The organism is Paraeggerthella sp. LCP19S3_G8, from assembly GCF_052119225.1.
In the GTDB taxonomy this organism is placed as follows: Bacteria; Actinomycetota; Coriobacteriia; order Coriobacteriales; family Eggerthellaceae; genus Paraeggerthella; species Paraeggerthella hominis.
In genome coordinates this window covers 194,438-212,703 of the sequence record NZ_JBQKFQ010000002.1, presented here as the reverse complement: position 1 = coordinate 212,703, position 18,266 = coordinate 194,438, and the positions used below count along the sequence as shown (strand labels likewise).

Annotated in this window: 14 protein-coding genes; 12 read left to right on the top strand and 2 right to left on the bottom strand. The window is 59.7% G+C overall.

Going from position 1 to position 18,266, the window contains the following annotated elements; genetic code table 11:
* The first annotated feature begins 11 nt into the window (after positions 1-11).
* From ACTQZK_RS02780 to ACTQZK_RS02760, 5 genes are all read left to right on the top strand, one after another.
* A complete protein-coding gene (locus ACTQZK_RS02780; protein WP_225748750.1) occupies positions 12-566 on the top strand; it encodes an NYN domain-containing protein in 555 nt (184 codons plus the stop codon).
* Entirely contained in the window at positions 556-858 is a 303-nt protein-coding gene (locus ACTQZK_RS02775) for a hypothetical protein (RefSeq protein WP_216528962.1), read from the top strand. Before ACTQZK_RS02780 ends, ACTQZK_RS02775 begins: the two co-directional genes overlap by 11 nt.
* Positions 858-1,640, top strand: a complete 783-nt coding sequence (locus tag ACTQZK_RS02770; protein WP_225748984.1) for a tyrosine-protein phosphatase — start codon at positions 858-860, stop codon at positions 1,638-1,640. Before ACTQZK_RS02775 ends, ACTQZK_RS02770 begins: the two co-directional genes overlap by 1 nt.
* Before the next feature lie 108 nt (positions 1,641-1,748).
* Complete coding sequence (locus ACTQZK_RS02765) at positions 1,749-3,947, top strand: efflux RND transporter permease subunit (protein WP_441898349.1); 2,199 nt, start codon at positions 1,749-1,751, stop codon at positions 3,945-3,947.
* The gene (locus ACTQZK_RS02760) at positions 3,944-5,803 is read left to right on the top strand and encodes a hypothetical protein (RefSeq protein WP_428421295.1); all 1,860 of its coding nucleotides are present in this window, start codon (positions 3,944-3,946) and stop codon (positions 5,801-5,803) included. Before ACTQZK_RS02765 ends, ACTQZK_RS02760 begins: the two co-directional genes overlap by 4 nt.
* 362 nt (positions 5,804-6,165) lie before the next feature.
* Here the strand turns inward: ACTQZK_RS02760 and ACTQZK_RS02755 are convergent, their stop codons facing one another.
* Positions 6,166-7,062, bottom strand: a complete 897-nt coding sequence (locus tag ACTQZK_RS02755) for an arylamine N-acetyltransferase family protein (protein ID WP_428421297.1) — start codon at positions 7,060-7,062, stop codon at positions 6,166-6,168.
* Positions 7,063-7,625: 563 nt separating this feature from the next.
* On the opposite strand from ACTQZK_RS02755, the gene nrfD (ACTQZK_RS02750) reads away from it, so the two are divergent.
* The 7 genes from nrfD (ACTQZK_RS02750) to ACTQZK_RS02720 all read left to right on the top strand — a co-directional run bounded on the left by nrfD (ACTQZK_RS02750) (position 7,626) and on the right by ACTQZK_RS02720 (position 15,677).
* Positions 7,626-8,600, top strand: a complete 975-nt coding sequence (gene nrfD, locus ACTQZK_RS02750) for an NrfD/PsrC family molybdoenzyme membrane anchor subunit (RefSeq protein ID WP_216528959.1) — start codon at positions 7,626-7,628, stop codon at positions 8,598-8,600.
* 21 nt (positions 8,601-8,621) lie between these two features.
* A complete protein-coding gene (locus ACTQZK_RS02745) occupies positions 8,622-9,110 on the top strand; it encodes a GntR family transcriptional regulator (RefSeq protein ID WP_114567008.1) in 489 nt (162 codons plus the stop codon).
* Positions 9,107-10,147: a slipin family protein gene (locus ACTQZK_RS02740; RefSeq protein ID WP_418831292.1), complete on the top strand. Its 1,041-nt coding sequence runs from the start codon at positions 9,107-9,109 to the stop codon at positions 10,145-10,147. The genes ACTQZK_RS02745 and ACTQZK_RS02740 overlap by 4 nt, the downstream gene beginning before the upstream one ends.
* A gap of 530 nt (positions 10,148-10,677) precedes the next feature.
* A complete protein-coding gene (locus ACTQZK_RS02735; RefSeq protein ID WP_114567006.1) occupies positions 10,678-13,092 on the top strand; it encodes a molybdopterin-dependent oxidoreductase in 2,415 nt (804 codons plus the stop codon).
* An 8-nt stretch (positions 13,093-13,100) separates the two neighbouring features.
* Entirely contained in the window at positions 13,101-13,718 is a 618-nt protein-coding gene (locus tag ACTQZK_RS02730) for a 4Fe-4S dicluster domain-containing protein (protein ID WP_114567005.1), read from the top strand.
* 16 nt (positions 13,719-13,734) lie between these two features.
* The gene (gene nrfD, locus ACTQZK_RS02725) at positions 13,735-14,961 is read left to right on the top strand and encodes an NrfD/PsrC family molybdoenzyme membrane anchor subunit (RefSeq protein ID WP_114567004.1); all 1,227 of its coding nucleotides are present in this window, start codon (positions 13,735-13,737) and stop codon (positions 14,959-14,961) included.
* 68 nt (positions 14,962-15,029) lie between these two features.
* Complete coding sequence (locus ACTQZK_RS02720; RefSeq protein ID WP_114567003.1) at positions 15,030-15,677, top strand: TorD/DmsD family molecular chaperone; 648 nt, start codon at positions 15,030-15,032, stop codon at positions 15,675-15,677.
* A 93-nt stretch (positions 15,678-15,770) separates the two neighbouring features.
* On the opposite strand, the gene ACTQZK_RS02715 is transcribed toward ACTQZK_RS02720, so the two are convergent.
* The gene (locus ACTQZK_RS02715) at positions 15,771-17,432 is read right to left on the bottom strand and encodes a hypothetical protein (RefSeq protein WP_441898345.1); all 1,662 of its coding nucleotides are present in this window, start codon (positions 17,430-17,432) and stop codon (positions 15,771-15,773) included.
* Positions 17,433-18,266 lie beyond the last annotated feature (834 nt).

The following is an 18,266-nucleotide window of genomic DNA, read 5'->3' as shown; positions in this document are numbered from 1 at the left end:
GATGCACCGCTATGGCACGGCAACGTAAAAAACTCCTGATCGTGGACGGGTACAACGTGTTGCGCTCGGGCAGCCGGTACCGTCAGGTCACCGACCCGGACTACACGGACGACACGTTCAACGTCGCGCGCGAAACGCTCATCAACGACGTGATCAACTACGCGGGGCGCGACTGGCGCGCCATCATCGTGTTCGATGGCGCGCGCAACGCGTTTTCCACCGGCGAGGCGGAAACCATCGGCGGCGTGCGCATCATGTTCAGTCCGGCCGGTCAGTCGGCCGACAAGGTGATCGAGAAGCTGGCGCACGATGCGCGCGAACGTCAGGTGGAAACGCTCGTGGTCACAAGCGATGCCACCATCCAGGACACCGTCTTCGGCTTCGGCGTGGATCGCATGAGCGCCGACGGTTTCAGCCGTGAGGTGGGCATGCATTACGAAGACGCCCGCTTGGACGAAACGCCGAAGGTGGCGCAGAAGAACACCGTTGCATCGCGCATCGATCCTGCCGTCCTGGCGAAGCTCAAGGCCATGCGCGACGGGGAGAGCGAACCTCATGGACGATAGCGCGCATGCCGAGGCCGGCCGTTCCGTCTACCATGTGGGCGATCCCGTCGTGTTCGAGGGCTACGTGGACGACTTCGCCGAAGGGGTGTCTGCGCTTGAGTTCTCGCTCGACAACGGTGAGACCTGGACGGCGTACGCGACGACGGGGGCGGTGGCCGAGCGCGGCGTGAACTGGCGCTTCGTGTACACGCCCGAGCGTCCGGGCTGCTATCTGCTCAAAGCCCGTGCTCGGGACGCGCACGGTCGCTCGTCTTCGTTGGTGTCGGGGTTCGCATTCGAGGTCCTGCCGTGATGGCTGTCGCAAGCCCGAACGGCTTGGGCGCGGATTCCGCGCACGCCGCGCCCGAAGCCTACGGAGCTTCGCGCATTCGGGCGATAGGCGGCGGGCCGCTTGCGGGCGCGCGCCTGTTTCGCTCGTGCGACCTGTCTTCCATCGACGCTCAGGAAGCCGACGTTATCGTTCGGTTACTGGGCGTTCGTTCCATATACGACATTCGCAACCAGAGCGAGGTGGCCGCGCGACCTGAGCCGTACCTGGTGGGCGCGAAAACCGTCGCACTGGCTCCTTCGGCGGAAACCAGGCGCAAGGATGCGGGGAAGCGCCTGGTGGCAGGCGTGATCGATGCATACGGCGCGCCGGGGGAGCGCATGGTGCGCAACTACCGCCGCTACGTGAGCGAGTATCCGCTCATCGGCACGGCGCTGCGATCGATTGCCGCGGAGGGCGTTCCTGCGCTGGTGCACTGCGTGAACGGCAAGGACCGCACCGGTGTGCTCTGCGCCGTGCTGCTGCGCGCATCGGGAGTCCATCCCGACGACGTCATGGCCGACTACCTGGCAACGAACCAGGTGAACGCCGCGTCCATGCGCGCGGAGGCCGCATCGCTCGGCGCGGGCATGACCGACGGGGAGCGGGCGATCCTCCAGTCGTTTCTCGAGGCGCGACCGGCGTACCTGGACGCGTTCTTCGCGGAAGTGGACAACGCGTTCGGCTCGTTCGACCGCTACGTGCGGGAAGGGTTGCGACTTCGTTTTGACCAGGTTGAACGGCTGGCTGCCCTGCTTGTGCGGTAGCTCGTCGGGGCGCGAGCGCATCGTCGCGCGCTTGTTGGTTGTTTCCCCACCTGGTGTTGGGTATTATTCGAAGTACGAAACGGCATCAAGGCGAACGGGATTCCCCTCATGACACGCACGAATTGTACGGACCGCATCATAGACGGCGTCATCGCGCGCCGAAAAGCGGTCGTGGCGGCGTTCGTGACCGTCGCCATCGTGTGTGCGGCCATGATTCCGTTCGTCGGCGTCAACTACGACATGGTCGACTATCTGCCGGACGAAGCCCAATCGACCACCGCCGTGGAAATCATGAGCACGGAATTCGCCCAGGCTGTTCCGAATGCGAACGTGCTGGTGCACGACGTGTCCGTGGCGCAGGCCCTCGAACTTAAGAGCAAGATCGCCGCTGTTGACGGTGTGGAGTCCGTTATGTGGCTCGACGACGTCATGGATGTGGCAACGCCGCTGGAAATGGCCGATCCGTCGCTGGTCGAAACGTACTACCGCAATGGCGCAGCCCTGTTCCAGGTAGCGGTTGCCGAAGGCTTCGAGGGTCGGGCCGTTCCCGCGCTGCGTGCGCTGGTGGACGAGGCGGGGCCGGTAAACGCGGTGTCGGGCGAAGCCTCCGATACGGCGCAGACCACGGCCAGTACGGGCGAGGAAACCGGAAAAGCCGCGCTGGTCCTGGTTCCCATCATCGTGCTGCTGCTGGTTCTTTCCACTCGGTCTTGGATCGAGCCGGTGCTGTTTCTTGCGGCCATCGGCGTGTCCATCATCATCAATATGGGCACGAACATCGTGTTCGGCCAGGTGTCGTTCATCACGTTTTCGGTGAGCCCCATCTTGCAGCTGGCGGTTTCGCTGGACTACGCCATTTTCCTGCTGCACGCTTTCGCGGCCGAGCGGGCTCTTCAGCCTACTCCCGAGCGTGCGATGGCCGTGGCTATGCGCACGTCGCTGTCCACGATCGCCGCAAGCGCCGTCACCACGCTTTTCGGATTTATGGCGCTGTCGTTCATGCAGTTCCAAATCGGCGCCGATCTGGGCATCAACCTGGTCAAGGGCATCGTGTTCAGCTTCTTCACGGTCATGGTGTTCCTGCCGGCCCTCACGCTTTCACTGTACAAGCTTATCGACAAGACGGCGCACCGGCCCTTGCTGCCCTCGTTTCGCAACGTGGGGCGCGTGCTGGCGAAGGTGCGCGTGCCGGCGCTCGTGTTGGTGCTTGCGCTGGTGGTGCCGGCGTATTTGGGCCAGGCCCATACCGTGTTCACCTACCAGAACAGCGAGCCTGATCCGAATTTGCGCGCAGGAGCCGACACGCTCATGATCCAAGACGAGTTCGGTCAGCAGAACGCGGTAGTGGTGCTGGTCCCGCGCGGCGACGTTGCCGCCGAAGCGGCGCTTTCGGCCGATTTGGCGAAGGTCGACAACGTGGCCAGCGTCATCTCGTACGCGGCAACCGTAGGGGCGACCATCCCGCAGGGTTTCGTGGGCGCGAGCGTGCTGGATCAGTTCTACTCGCAGAATTGGGCGCGCATCATCGCTTATACGGACACCGACGTGGAGAGCAGCGAGGCTTTCGCTACGGTTGAGGCCGTTCAGCGTACGGCGGCTGCGCATTACGACACGTACTACACGGCGGGGCAGTCGGCGAACTTGTACGACATGAAGAACATCGTGGCCGTTGACAACGTGGTGGTTGCTGCGGTGGCGTTCACGGCCATCCTGCTGGTGCTGCTGGTGACGTTCCGTTCGCTGCTGCTGCCGCTGGTGCTGCTGTTGGCCATAGAGTCGGGCATCTGGATCAACCTGTCCATCCCGTACTTCACGGGCGATTCGGTGAACTTCATCGGGTACCTGGTCATCAACACGGTGCAGCTGGGAGCGACCATTGACTACGCCATTCTGCTGACCACGCACTACCTGACCCATCGCAAGAATCTTCCTGCGCGCAAAGCGGCGTATCGGGCCTTGGGCGAGACGTTCCCGTCGCTTCTGGTTTCGGCGGGCATTCTGGCCACAGCCGGGTTCGCGCTGGCGTTCTCGTCCACCATGTCGGCGGTTGCCAGCCTGGGCATGCTGCTCGCGCGTGGTGCGTTGCTGTCGTTTGCGCTGGTCACGTGCTTCTTGCCGGCATTGCTCGTGCTGCTTGACGGCCCCATTCGCCGGACCACCTGGCGTGCGAACTTCGCGCCCAAAACGCAAGAGGGCGCGGCGGGCGACGCGTCTGCGGCATCGGAAGCTTGCTGTTCGAATCCCTCGGTCGCGCTTGGAGGCGCTTCCGTTTCCGTGCTCCATACAAGTGAAGGAGACGAATCATGAGGAATCATCCCTGCATGCGCACGGGCCTTGCGGCCCTGCTGACCGTTGCCTTGTCGGTGGCGTGCGTGCCCGGCGCGCTCGCGCTTGCCCAGGACGAATCGGCGAAAGAACCCGGGGCGAGCGGCGCATCGGCGCAGCCGGCTTCCACCGCAACGTATCGAAAGTCCGAAGTGGTGTACGCGAACCTGACGGCAAGCGGGAAGCCGGAAGCGGTGTACGTGGTCAATCGCTTCGACGTAACGGGTGCGGGATCGATCGCGGACTACGGCGATTACACGGCGGTGCAGAACCTGACCAACCAGGCGGATCTGAAGCGCCAGGGCAACGCCACCGTGTTCGAGGCGGGCGAGGGCGCGTTCTTCTACCAGGGCGATGCGGCGCGGACGGCGCTGCCCTGGCGCGTGTCGCTTGAATACAAGCTGGACGGCAAAACCGTGCCGGCCGATCAGCTGGCCGGCGCGTCAGGGGCCTTGTCCATCCGGGTGAGCACTGCGCGAAACGACGCGGTTCCCCCGGCGTTCTACGACAGCTTCATGATGCAGATCACGTTTACGCTGCCGGGGGCTGTGGCATCCGACGTGACGGCCGAGGGGGCCTCGGTGGCAAGCGCGGGCCAAGACACTACGGTAGCGTTCACCGTTCTGCCTGGCCATGATGGTGACTTCGAGTTGAAGGCCCAGGTGAAGGATTTCCGTATGGCGGGTGCGCAAATAGCCGCGCTGCCGTATTCCTCGGTTATTGAGATGCCGGACACGAGCGGCATGGCGGACGGCATGACCAGTTTGTCCGATGCCGTGAGCCAGCTTGCGGCGGGAGCGTCGTCTTTGGCTTCGGGCGCGAGCGCACTGTCGAGCGGCGTTCAAGGGCTTTCGTCGGGCGCGACGTCGTTCGGACAAGGTTTGGCGCAGCTCGACTCGTCTTCGGGTGCGCTTGTGGAAGCCTCGAGCCAGATCAAGACCGCGTTCGATGCCATGCCCGCGGCGTTGTCGAAGATCGATCCCGGCCAGCTTGAGCAGCTCAAGCAGCTTCCGGACGCGATCGACAAGATAGCGGACGGGCTCGAGGTGCTTGCTCGGCAAGCGCATGCGGTGCAGCAGGAGTATTCCCAGGCCATGACGGCGCTCGATGGGGCGATCGGGGGGCTGTTGGCGAATGCTCCGACGCAAGGCCAGATCGATTCGTTGAAGGAATACGTCAAGGGCGATTCCTCCCAAGCTGAAACCGTGCAGAAGCTTCTGTCGGTGTACGAGGCTGCTCAGGCGGTCAAAGCGGCGTACGTCGAAGGGAAGCCGGCGTTCGACGATGCCGACAATGCTCTGTCCGCCTCCGCGGTCGCGCTCGACCAGCAGGTAGCTGCGTTGCGCGCCGCTGCCAAGCTGCTGGATGCGGCCGTAGCCGACGGGCGCGTTGACCAGCTGGTGCAGGTGGTCGAGGGGTTGTCTCAGCTGCCTGCTTCGTACGGCCAGTTCCACGACGGCTTGGTGCAGTACACCTCTGGCGTGTCGGCTCTGGCTGCCAGCTATGGCGATCTCGAGTCCGGAACGTCGTCGCTTGCGGGTGGCGCACGCCAGCTTTCGGGAGGCGCGGGCTCGCTGAGCGGCGGGTTGGGCCAGCTCAATGCGACCACGATCACGCTGCCGGAAACCATGCGCAAGCAGATCGAGGAGATGACCGCGGAATTCGATTTCCCCGAATTCGACCCGGTGTCGTTCGTGTCGCCTGACAACAAGAACGTTGCTGCCGTGCAGTTCGTGATGTCCACGGCGGCCATCGAGAAGCCCGAGGCGCCGCAAGAAGAGGAGTCGAAGGCTGAGCCGACGCTGTGGGATCGCTTCCTGGCGTTGTTTCAGGGGTAGAGGGTTTGCGGACGGGGCAAGGGGCGGCTTGCCGCCCTCTCGGTCGGGTGGCGGCGGCTCTTTTGCCGGCCCGTCCGGCTTCGACCGTCTCGCCTTCCCCTCGCGCGGGCACGAAATCGCGGGTCTGCGCTCCCCGGATAGCTTCGTTGCCGCGCCGCCCGCGACTGCCTGCTCTCTGACCTGGGGTTCTCGTGCATGTGCGCGACACGGCGCGCCCCGCAGGTCGTTTCGTGCAGCGCAGACCCGCGATTTCGTGCCCGCTGGGGGCCGCATCGGGAATTGCGTGACTCCCGATGACGGCGCGGGCGCGCTCTGTTTCCCGAAGGGGCGACTCGATTCGCCGTTGCTCGCGAGGCGCTTTGCTAGCCAGGCAGCACGATGCCGAAGTGCTCTTCTAAAAGCGCCCGGAACATGTCTTCGGAATCGACGGCTTTCGTCTCCTTGCCCTCGGGCGTCACCTGGGTGAACGTGTTTGCGGTGATGGACACGTTCCCGTTTTCGGTCCGACGGTTGATCATCCTTTGCTGCGTGAACATGGAATCGGGATGCGTGGAGCAGTAATGGGAAAGCGGCACGAAATCGGTCAGGGCTATCGGTGCGTCAAGCAGGGCGAACGCAGGCGTTTCCGTTGCGTCGCCGCGCCGCCTTTTCGCTGCGCTCCCGCAGTATACGACGTGCCACCAGCACGAATCGTGCAGTTCGACGCGAAACGCCTGCCCGCACGATTCGACCTCCGCGCCATCGACAAGGGGGATGGCGCATGCCGGCGAAGGCCCGCCGTAGCCGACTTCCGCGATGTATCGCCGTCCTTCTACGCGTGCGATCGTGCCCCGGTGCAGGATGGGGTAGACGTAGCCCCGGTCTTTCAGGCTGCGTCCCAAGCAAGGCGACGTTTCAACGCCCATGTGCTTGAGCAACGCGTTGAACAGGGCGTTCAGTTCGAAGCAGTAGCCGCCGCGCCGTCCGACTACAACCTTGTCGAATATGTCGGGTATGCCCAATGAAACAGGGCGATGGTAGTCGCATGCGTCCAGGTTCTCGAAAGGGATGCGGCTTTGGTGCGCAAGGATCATGCGGTCCAAGTCGCTTTTCGACAGCGGCAGCTCGGGCTGCTCCATCTCCAGCCTTTCCCAGTACTTTTGAACATCGGGGATGTCTTCGTACAGCTCCTCGTACATTGCGGCTCCTATCGTGAGTGCGCCGAGCGCCGCCTGCTGCAGCGGGCAAGCAAGCACGCCTCGGTGCGATGGTTGTTCCATGGTCGCTCTTTCGGTCGTGGTCGCGCATCCCTCCCGAAGGATGAACCGGGCTCATTCGCTTGTGTTCGAAGGCTGATTTCTTTCATTGCTCGTGCGGGTTGGGGTGTCGTGGGGGGTCTTTCTCGTTAGGGTGGCCCCGCATCCTCGTGTGCGGGCATAAAATCGCGGGTCTGCGCTCCCCGGGCGACTCCGCCACCACGCCGCCCGCGACCCCCTGTTCCCTGGCCTGGTGTTTTCGTGCGAGCGCACGAAACGACGCCCTCCGTAGGGCGCTTCACGCAGCGCAGACCCGCCAGTTCGTGCCATCGCCTCCAAGCGCTGCGTCTTTCGTCGTCTCCGCCTCCCGCGGAGGCTTCCTCGATCAATCACCTCTGATGCCGAAGCGCCCTTCAGGAAACGCGCTGCGCTAGAGGTCTCAAGCTGCAACGAGGCGGTGCGGCAGGCCCTTCGTCACGCTCCGCTGCATACCTTCCCGAAATCGCGTACAATGTTCTCGATAATTGTCTTAGGATAATGTGCGGGCGTTTAGGAGCCGGCTTGCGGCCAGGGAGGGGGGCGGCGCGTTGTTCGGATCGCTGATCGTGTGCTACCTGTTCTTGGGCGGCGCGGGAGCCGGTGCTTGCCTGGTTTCGGCTGCGCTGAGCTTGCTGTCTCCTGCTTCTCTGACCGTGCAGCGCATGCCTGGTCGCACGGGTTCGCCTTGCAGGATCGTTCGCCTGCCTGAAGCGTATAGGCGACTGCTTGCTCCGGGGCTTGCCGCGGGATTGACGGCGCTTGGAGCTGGCATGGTCTGCTTGCTGGCGGACGTCGGGCGCATCGATCGCGTGGCGTCGCTGCTTCTGAACCCTTCATTGTCGTACGTTGCGGCGGGCGCCTGGGCTTTGGCCGCGTGCTTCTTGCTGGCGTGCTTCTTGCTGGTTGCATGGGTCGGCTTGGCCCGCCTCTCGGTTGCGGTGGTTCGCGTGGCCGAGGTTTTGCTGGCTTTGGCATCGGTCGTGACCATGGCGTATACGGGCTTACTGCTGCAGAGCATGCCCTCGGTGCCGCTCTGGTCGACGCCTTGGCTTCCGGTGCTGTTCGTCTTTTCGTCGCTTTCGTGCGGATGCGCTATGGTTCTGGCTGTCGGTCAGTTCTCAGGCGCAGCGCGAATGTTCGGGGGCGTGTTTCGGCGGCTGGCGGCTGTCGATGCCGTGGTCGTGGCGTGCGAGATTCTGGTTGCGGCAGCTTACGTAGCTGCGGTTTCGGGGCTGACCGCGCTGGGGGCTCCTGCGTTTTCCGGTTCGAGCGGCACCGGACAGGCGCTGGCCGTCTCGTCGCAGGTTTTGGTTGGCGGCCCGGACGCGTGGCTGTTTTGGGTTGTGTTCGCGGCGGGCGGACTTGCCTTTCCGCTTGCGGCTGATTTGGCGATCGTGCGGGTTGCGAAGCCTTTGCCGATGATGGCTTTAGCTGTGGCTGCGGGTGTTTTAGCCGGTGGGCTCGCTTTGCGGTATTGCCTGGTTGAAGTGGGAATGCAGCCTGTTTTGCAGATGGGATTGTGATAAGGATGGAGAGTGCGACCAATGGATAAGTCCACGTTTCCTTTCGAAGTTGATGCAACTACCGACGTGCCTTTGTGGGTACAGCTGCGCCAGCGGCTTATCTATTTGATCAATTCCGGTTATTTCAAGCCGGGCGATCGGTTGCCGACGGTGCGTGGGCTGGCGTCCGACATTTCCATCAACTACAACACGGTGAACAAGGCGTATCTCAGCCTTGTGTCCGATGGATATCTGGAATCGACGCGTGGGCGTGGCGTGTTCGTGCGCGACTTGGATGCGGAGATGGACGAAGGATTCGCAAAGGAGATCGATAGCCTTATGGACGATTGCATTGCGGCGTGTCGCGACCTGGGCTTGTCTCTTGACGACGTGCAGCGGTGCATGCTCCTTAAGATCAAGCAGGCAAAAATGGCCGAGGGGATTGAGGACGATACTTCAGTGGAGGGATCTGGCCGTATCGTGAAGGTGGACGTGATCGGTGCATCTGGCGGCAAAGTGCGCGGCGCATGATCAACTGGTATAAGAAGAGGGAAGAAACCGACATGAATCTTGAAAACAGCAGGAATGCTCGGCGCAGGCGGACGACTGAAGCCGAGTCGCGTTCGTTCGGAGGGCGTTCCTCGTGGAGGGTGCTTCCCGATGCGAATACGGAAGTGGCGGGCGAGCGCGCTTCGAGCGCGGGCGTGCTGCTGTTTACCGCGACGGTGTTTCTGGTGACGTTTTGCCTGATTATGGGCATCTCGATAGGGGCAACGGGTCGTATGGGGCTGGTTTCTCTTGCGCTTTCGCTGGTTATGGGGCTGCTGGCTGCCATGTCTACGCATATCGCGCAGCAGTGGGAAAAGGTGGTGGTGCTGCGTTTCGGCAAGTTCAATCGAGTCTCCGGGCCGGGGTTGTTCTGGACCATCCCTATTGTCGAGCAGAACACCATGCGCGTGGACAACCGCGTTCGCGTGACCACGTTCGGAGCCGAAGAAACCCTGACGGCCGACCTGGTGCCGCTCGATGTGAACGCGGTCCTGTTCTGGCACGTGTGGGATGCAAAGGCAGCGTGCATGGAGGTGGGGGACTTCACGCGCGCGGTGGAGCTTGCCGCTCAGACGGCTTTGCGCGACGCTATCGGTCGGGGAGGTGCGGCTGAGGTTGCCATTCGCCGCGAACAGCTGGACCGCGAACTCAAACGCGCGCTCGAAGAGAAGGTGGAGCCTTGGGGCATTACCATTCTGTCGGTGGAGATCCGCGACATCTTGCTGCCGAAGGAGTTGCAAGATGTTATGTCGCTTGAGGCTCAGGCCGAGCAGCGCAAGAAGGCTCGCATCATTCTTATGGAGGCTGAGCAGGACATCTGCGAAATGATGGACGATATGGGCGATACATACGCGCGAAACGATGCTGCGCTGCGGTTGCGCTCCATGCATCTTCTGTATGAGAGCGTTCGGGAAACCGGCGGCACGGTTGTGGTGCCAAGCAGTTTCAGCGAGGGCTTTGGGGACGTGCTCGGCGACGCTGCGAAAGACGTTCTTGGCGGGAAAGGCGGGAAAGCGTAAGGTCTTGTTGTCGCGTTTCCAAGTTGCGTGGCTGTTCTGTACACAATTCGTGCGTACGCAATAATTCTCGTCCGATTACCCTTGATTCGTGCCATAGGTCGAGCCGTGCGAGCCGAGCGCAAGGCGCAAGGCTACACGCAAACCGATCTTGCAGAATTGTGCGGCGTAAGCTTGTCGGACTTGATGCTGGTTGAATGCTTGTGCTTGTCGACTGCTCGGATGTGCGGGGTCGACGTTCCTGCTATTGATCTGCTGGATTTGAAGGTTCCCGCGCTTTGCATTGAACGGTACGAGCTGAAGCGACCGCTGACATTGTTTCTAAAATAGAATAATACTGCCGGTAAATTATCCTATGACAATCATTGATTGTCATAGGATAATTTCGTATAGTGCAGGCAAGGGAATTTGGCCAATTCTTGTCAGGAACGTATTGGGGGATATCCGATAGGATTGCGCTTGGGATTCGCGGCAATAGATTCGCGATCCATTTCGCAGGGGGATATCCTGACGAGATCTTTGGAGGAGGAGAAATGTCAGGAACAACCAGCTCGCAGAGCGGGCTCACGCGTAGGAGTTTCCTGAAAACAACCGGCGTTGCGGCTGGGGCGTTGGGCCTTGCGGGCGCCGTTGGCATGACTACGCCCGATGGTTGGCTTGCGCCCTCGGAGGCCCACGCCGAGCCTGAGGAGCGAGTGGGGTATACATTCCACTATCGACATTGTCAATGCAACTGCCACTTGAAGTGCACCGTTCGCGATGGTCGCATGGTTCTTGTCGAGCCGAATACTTGGCCGGATAAGAGAAACGAAACCGTATGCTTGAAGGGTATCTCTGAGATCCAGCATACATACAGCTCTGAGCGGCTGCAGGTTCCCCTAAAGCGCGTTGGCGAGAGGGGGTCGGGAGATTTTATCGAGATAACTTGGGAAGAGGCTCTTGACACCATTGCCGACAAGGTAAAGGAAACCCAAGAAAAGTACGGCGCAGGGGCCATTGCTTTCCAGACGGCAGTGGATTCCCTAACCACGTTCTTGCCAAAGCTTCTCAAAGGACAAGAAAAACCCCACCGCGGCATTGATATCGGTTTAGGGAATGGGTTTTCGCCGGCATTGGCTGAATCTGGTCAACAGGGAGCATCCTCGAATGAAGTTGCTGACTGGAAAAATGCTAAAACCATTCTCAACGTCGGTTGCAATATGCTCGAAACCTGCATGGTGACGGCTCCTTACTTCTTTGAGGCAAAGGAAGCGGGTGCAGAAATTATCACGCTGGATCCCAATTTTTGCACCACTGCTGCAAAAAGCTCTCGCTGGATACCTATGATCGCGGGTACTGATCCGGCATTGTATCTGGGGATGATTACAATCATTCTAGAGAATGAATGGTATAACGAGCCGTATCTTAAGGCTAATACCAGCATGCCTTTCTTGGTCAAGCGTTCCGATGGATCGCTTTTAAGGGAGCGCCCTGCCGTCGACGGCAAGCAAACAGGTGACGATAATCCGTTCATGGTTTGGGATGGGCGCACGGGCTCGCTTGCTGGATACCGCGCAGATGGCGTAGACCCAGTGCTTGATTTCGAAACGTCCATCAATGGCGAAGAGTTCGTCACTGTTTTTCGACTGCTAAAAGAAAGCCAGAAAAAATACCCTGCTTCATGGGCTGCGAGGACAACGGGCGTAGATGAAGATGTTCTTGTCGAAATAACCGACAAGTATGCAAACCACGGACCTTCGATTCTCTCGTTTGGATTCGGCGGTGGTGAGAAGTTCTATAACGCTGATGTTGCCGGGCATGCAGCCGTTTTGCTTGCGACCCTTGTGGGTTCGTTTGGAACTGACATTCCTGGTTGGGGCGCAGGCGCGTACGTCAATGCTTACCAAAAGATATTCGGCGCAGGAAAACTGGCTAGTTGGCCGCTTCCCGATGAATGCAAGACGGCACCGGCTCCCAAAGCGAGCGTTGACTACCGCGATGAAGAGAGCGGCATTCGTTTCATGTGGGTGCAAAACGGAGGCTTTCAGCAAATTGCGGGAAACCAGAATCGAACGAACGAATGGGCGAAAACGCTCGATTTCGTTGTCGTTCAGGACATTTGGCATACTCCTTCGGTTGATTGGGCTGACATTGTCCTTCCTGTTTGCTCTCATTTTGAAGTCGACGAAGAAGTGGGTTTCTTGCGCGCGCTGCGCGGCCATGTTCTTCTCCAGCAGAAAGTGCTCGATCCTTTGTTTGAAAGCAAAACCGATTTTTGGATCGATTGCGAAATGGCGAAGCGCTTGGGGTACGGAGATTTTCTGCCGAAAAGCCAGGAAGAACTCGCCCGCTTTCAGCTTGATTGTGCCACCGACAAAGCGATTGCTGGCATAACGCTTGACGAGGTTATTGCCAGCAACGGTGTGGTGGCGCTTAAGAATCAGCCTGAGATTGCGCGTAGCTATAGTGGCCAAACCTATAAAACCACATCGGGAAAGATAGATCTGTATTACGAGAATCTTGTAAAGCATGATCAAGCCTTGCCTCAATACGAAGCTCCTTGCGAGGCTTACGAAGAGAATCCCTTGCGAGAGAAATACCCTTTGGTTATGACCCAGCGTCGATCGAAGTACTTCATTCACCAGAACCTCATGGACGCTACGTGGATACGTCAGTATTACAAACCGACGCTAGAAATGAACCCGGGCGACGTATCTTCGCGTGGGTTGGCGTCCGGTGATATGGTCGAAGCGTTTAACGATCGCGGTTCCTTCAGTTGCGAATGCGTCGCCACTGAGGCGGTTCGTCCGGGCATGGCTGTTATTGTCGAGGGCATTTGGAGTCAGTACATGGGTTCTGGGGACTTGCAAAATGTCACCAATGATGCCGTCAACCCCAGGGGAAAAGCACTTGCCAAAGGTCGTGTTACTCCTTTCAACGACACGCTCATCGAAGTTAAGAAAGCATAGGTGATCGAATGACTAGGCTGGGAATAGCTATCAATTTGGATCGCTGCACTGGTTGCAATACGTGTGCAATGGCGTGCAAGATGCAGAACAATGTGCCCATGGGCATGACGTGGAACCGAGTGATTAATGAGGGATGCGAATCTGAGTTCGGAGTTCAAGGAACTTACCCTGATGTTACGCGCACGTATCTGCCTATTGCCTGCCAGCATTGCGAGAATCCGGCGTGCTTGCGCGTATGTCCGACGGGGGCTACGTACAAGGATGACAAGGGACGCGTGGAAATTGACTACGAAAAGTGCATCGGTTGCCGTATGTGCATGGCTGCTTGTCCGTACAATGCACGCGTGTTTAATTGGAGTGATCCGGTTCGCGATCCTGATTTCAATTATGGAGACAAAAGCGTACCGGTGCGCGGAAAGGGCGTTGCTGAAAAGTGCACGTTGTGCAAAGAGCGCACCGACCGCGACGAGCAGCCTATGTGCGTGAAATGCTGCCTATCAAAAGCTCGCACATTCGGTGATCTTGATGATCCCGAGAGCGAGATATCGAAGCTCGTCGTTGCTCGCAAGGCCGGCGTCCTCCTTGAGGAACAAGGTACCCGCCCGCAAGTCCATTACTTCAACTAGGGAGGAGGTGCAAACCATGCAAACCTCTACGAAAACTAAAGCTGCCATCGGGGTGCTGGGAATGCTGACGGTGGCGGGTGTTGCCGCTTGGATTTATCAGCTGATGGGTGGTCTTGGCGTGACGGGCATGAATAACGGCACGTCGTGGGGCCTTTACATCACGTGCTTCATGTTCTTTGTGGGCTTGTCGGCCGGCGGCCTCATCGTTGCATCGTCGGCTAGCGTGTTTCATGTGTCCGATTACAAGAAGGTGGCGTTGCCCGCGGTTATTCTATCCACGGTGTGCATCTGCTGCGCAGGAATGTTCGTGCTTATCGATCTTGGCGGCATTCAACGGGTGTGGCGCATTGTTACGGGACCGAACGTGATCTCCCCCTTGTTCTGGGATATTTGCGTTATCACGATGTATCTTGTCATCAACCTGGCGTACCTGTACTTTATGACGTCAAAAAAGCCGGGTGCCCAGGATAAGGTTGCTGTCGTTAGTCGCTTTGCCTTGCCCATCGCTATTCTGGTGCATTCAGTGACCGCGTGGATCTTCGGTCTGCAGATTGCGCGAGAGGGTTGGTATTCCGCCATCATGGCGCCGTTGTTTGTGGCTTCGGCTATGGATTCGGGCTTGGCGTTGCTGCTTCTGGTGTTGAACGGATTGAACAAGTCGGGTGTGTTCAAGACGGACAAGAGACTGTTGGCGAACTTGGCGGGACTTTTGGCTGTATGCGTTGCTGTCGACGCGTTCTTTATCGGCTGCGAGGTTCTGACCATGGCTTATCCAGGTGCTGCCGGAGCCGATACGTTAGCCATCATGACAACCGGAGCGACTGCGCCTTTCTTCTGGTTTGAAATTGTGGTTGGCTTGCTGATTCCGTTTTGCATTCTGGCGTTTGCGAAAAACCGTCAACGGCAAGGTTTGGTTGTTTTCTCCAGCGTGCTGGTGGTGGCTGGCGTGTTCTTCAAGCGCGTGTGGCTGCTGCTTACCTCGTTCTCCCATTTTAATGTGCCGGGTGCTCCGGGTGTGTCGTTGGGAACTGTTAATGCCCAGCAGGGAGGTACCGACATGTGGGCGCTGGCTGGTACCTACGTTCCTACTTGGGTTGAAGTCGTTGTAGTATTGGGCGTTGTGGCATTGGGGGCTTTGGCGTTCGTGGCGCTGACGCGTATGCTGATGCCGACGAATAGGACGAATACCTCTTCGGCAGATGCGCGTCGCGTGGTTGAGCCCGCGTCGGAATCTGTTCAGTAAGAGAAAGAATGCGCCGGACGCTTTTGTCAGGTTCGGCGCGTCGACTGATTTCAAGAAAGGACGACTCTATGGCCGGTATTCCTTGGAAGGCTTTGTCTGAGGCGTACGGATTCCTGGGCAATTCGCTGCTTGCTCCTATGACCATGACGGCGTCGGTTGGTCTTGACGGGCGCTTTTGGGAGGCGTTTCCTACGTTCGGAGATCAAGGTTTGACTGACGCCGTTGCTGCGTGCGTTTGCTGGACTCAGTCTGTTCGCTCACGCGCAGAGGAGAGCGGGGAAGACTCGGTCGAACGCTGCGCCGTGGAATATACCCGCCTGTTTATTGGTCCTCCGTCTCCTTTGGCACCGCCATGGGAAACGATGTATCGAGCTTCGAACGTTACGGTTGGCTTCGGTCAAGCTACTTTCGAAATGCGTCAATTGTTGCGCGAGGCCGGCCTTGAACTTCGAAACGACAATCGCCAGTATGAAGACCATATGGGCATCGAACTGCTATACCTTTCCGATCGATGTCGCTGGCTGTCGGGCGATCCTGTCGAGATCGTGGACGCTCGGCAGAAACTCGCTTCCTTTATCGACGATCACCCACTTGATTGGATTGGGTCCTTTAGAGATTGCGTGGAAGAGCAAAGCCCGGACGGTTATTTCTCCCGCATTCTATTGGTGACTCAGTGCTTGTTGAAGTGGCATCGGGCGGAATTGTCGGCTCTTTGATCGGGCTTAACCGTTCGCCTTCTCGATTTGCGTCCCCAAAAAAGACGAGCCCCGTTTCGGGGCTCGTCTCGACATGTGCGTTGATCTGCGCGGTTAACCTCTTCCCAGAAGCTTCCTCATGGCCAGCGCGGCGCCTGCCACAAGGGCGAGACACGCCGAAGCGAGTGCAACCACAAGGGGCGTGCTCGTGCTCTCGTCACCCGTTTGGGTCAGGTTCGAGGTTTTCGACTCCTTCGCAGCTGCGGGCAAGGGCTTGGCTTCGGTCTTGGATGTTCCGGAGGTTTCTGTCGTCAAGGTTGCACCGGGTTCTTCCAGCTTGCTCCCGGATTCCGAATCGGAGACTTCCTGCTTCGGGCCGTTTTCCGCTCCCTGGTCCTGGGCGTTCGACGAATTCCCCTCGTTCGATCCTCCGTTGCCCGACGCCGACTGGTCCCCGTTGCCCGTCGAGTTGTCGGGCGGGGCGGGTGCGTTCGGCTCTCCCGTGCCAGGTTTGCTTTCCTCTGGCGAGGGGTTCTCGTTGCTTGCCGGGGGAGCAGGCACGACGACATCTTCCGATCCCGGTCGATCGGCATTGCCCGGCGCGCCTTCGCCAGAGCCGCCGTTCTCGGGAGTGGAAGGCGTGGGCGGCTCAATAGGAGCCGTCGGTTCGTTGGGGGATGGGGCGGGTTCGACAGGCGTCGAAGGTTCGTTCGGAGCCGGCGTCTCGCCCGGAGCCGGGTTCGGGGTGGGCGTTGCCTCCGGCGCAGGATCGGGGTCGGGCGCCGGCGCCGGCTTGTTCGCTTCTGCATCTTGCTCGTGCTGGGTGATGAACGCCAGGCAGTCGTTCAGTTCGTTGCGGTAACGGTTTTCCCAGCCCTGGTGGTACTGGGGCTGGCCCTTGTAGAACACGCTCACGTTCTCCACCACGTAGTTGCACAGCTTGGTGACGAACTCGCGGTCGGTCATGTCGTTGGTGAGCCCGGCTCCCGGCCAGTCGTACCTTTCGCTAGGGTAGTGGTACGTGCCGTTCCAGTCGTATCCGTCCGAAACGCCGCCCACGAACTTCTTCCAGCCGGAAGATCCGAACAGGCTGCTCAAACCCCAGCACAAGCCCTTCACGGCATCGGAGCGATTCGAAATGTCGATGCCCCTGCTGGCCAGGTATTCCTGCGCAGGAATGTACGAGTTGTTGTACGCGTAGCTGTCCTGCAGGCCGGAGAACTCGGTCGGGTTGGCAGCGTATGCAAGGTGCCACGAATCTTCGAGCCTCTGGCCGACCTCGGTCAGCTTCCCGGCGCTTTCGTCGTACAAATCGCCCGAGATGTTCGTGGAGGAAACCCACTCGAACATGTGGTACGTTTCAGGATCGTACGCGTAGCATGCCTCCAGAAATCCCTTGAGGGTGTGGCGGTTGTCGAACTGGTAATACCCCATTGCATGGTATCCGTCGCCATAGGAAAGCCCCTGGTTGTAGTTCCTGCCGCTCTCGTATTTTGCGAAGTACTTCATCTCGCTGGAAACTGCAACCGGATCGAGCGACACCGCGTACGGCATTGCGATAGAACGAGCAAGCCTGGTTTTCGGCGAGTTGTCGGAGTAGAAGTCGTCCTTGTCGTAATCCGCGGGCTTCTGCATCGCGTTCGAAGCCGATGCGTCCGTCGAAGCAGCTTCGGAAGGAATGGGCTCGTCGGCAAGGGCTGCTGCTGGCATCATGCTGCATGCAAGGGAAAGCGATACGCCCAAGGCGAGCGCCTTCGGTGCGCTGGGTTGTCCCATGGGGACCTCCGTTCTGCGTGTATGGTGCGTTTCATCTGCGTTTGTGGTAGTGCGCGCCAAGGCGCGCATCCGCTGGGGCCGATCGGAGGAATCAGCACGAAGCGGAATAATAAGTTTCTCACGCGCGCGCGAGAGGAAGCCAGTTCGGCGGCGTCTTCTCCATGGCTTTACGACAAATTAAACAGAATTGCTGGGCAACCAGGTGCATCGGCGGCGCGTCGCGTCGCGTCGGCAGGATTGATCCGGTTGCGTCGTGTTGCCTGGCTCCACCTCGTTCAGCAGCGGAAGCGTCCCCTGTTGTCAAAACGGACGAGTTTTGCGGCGATTTTTGTGGCATCGGGGCGGTTCCGCGTGAGGCAGTTTTGCATCGTGCCAGGTCATAAGCTTGTCGTTCGTTATTATTCTGGCTTGAGGACCAGCAAAACTCGCTCGTTTTGACAGCAGGCGGCAGGCGGCAGGCGGCTGCGGGCAACGGCAGTCAGCGAACGGCGGGCAGCGAGCGGCGGCGAACGGCGGCCCCGCCGCGCGCAAGGCTGGAAGCCGCTTCGGATGCGTGCGCTCCGGCGGCGATCGCTCCAGGCGGGTTCCGGGGGAGGAGTCGCCCGAGCCCCCGCCGCGCGCGCAGCCCCTCGGCCCCCGCCTCCCGCCCCCGCCGCACGCGCAACTCCGCAGCCGCCTCTCGCCGCGCGAAAAATCGTCCTCCGCATCCAAAAATTCCAACGACATCCGCCCAGATGAACAGCCAAATCCACAATAAATTTCCACAGTTCGTAAAAATTTTTCTTGACATGGCTTGACGGGCGCACTATTTTTAGAACTTGCGACTTTTTCGCA

Bases quoted from the DNA above. Each gene is read 5' to 3' on its own strand.
- ACTQZK_RS02745 (WP_114567008.1), top strand. From the start codon at position 8,622: ATGGATAAGTCCACGTTTCCTTTCGAAGTTGATGCAACTACCGACGTG.
- ACTQZK_RS02735 (WP_114567006.1), top strand. From the start codon at position 10,678: ATGTCAGGAACAACCAGCTCGCAGAGCGGGCTCACGCGTAGGAGTTTC.
- nrfD (WP_114567004.1), top strand. From the start codon at position 13,735: ATGCAAACCTCTACGAAAACTAAAGCTGCCATCGGGGTGCTGGGAATG.
- ACTQZK_RS02720 (WP_114567003.1), top strand. From the start codon at position 15,030: ATGGCCGGTATTCCTTGGAAGGCTTTGTCTGAGGCGTACGGATTCCTG.
- ACTQZK_RS02740 (WP_418831292.1), top strand. From the start codon at position 9,107: ATGATCAACTGGTATAAGAAGAGGGAAGAAACCGACATGAATCTTGAA.
- ACTQZK_RS02730 (WP_114567005.1), top strand. From the start codon at position 13,101: ATGACTAGGCTGGGAATAGCTATCAATTTGGATCGCTGCACTGGTTGC.
- ACTQZK_RS02780 (WP_225748750.1), top strand. From the start codon at position 12: ATGGCACGGCAACGTAAAAAACTCCTGATCGTGGACGGGTACAACGTG.
- ACTQZK_RS02760 (WP_428421295.1), top strand. From the start codon at position 3,944: ATGAGGAATCATCCCTGCATGCGCACGGGCCTTGCGGCCCTGCTGACC.
- ACTQZK_RS02755 (WP_428421297.1), bottom strand. From the start codon at position 7,062: ATGGAACAACCATCGCACCGAGGCGTGCTTGCTTGCCCGCTGCAGCAG.
- ACTQZK_RS02765 (WP_441898349.1), top strand. From the start codon at position 1,749: ATGACACGCACGAATTGTACGGACCGCATCATAGACGGCGTCATCGCG.
- ACTQZK_RS02770 (WP_225748984.1), top strand. From the start codon at position 858: ATGGCTGTCGCAAGCCCGAACGGCTTGGGCGCGGATTCCGCGCACGCC.
- ACTQZK_RS02715 (WP_441898345.1), bottom strand. From the start codon at position 17,432: ATGGGACAACCCAGCGCACCGAAGGCGCTCGCCTTGGGCGTATCGCTT.
- ACTQZK_RS02775 (WP_216528962.1), top strand. From the start codon at position 556: ATGGACGATAGCGCGCATGCCGAGGCCGGCCGTTCCGTCTACCATGTG.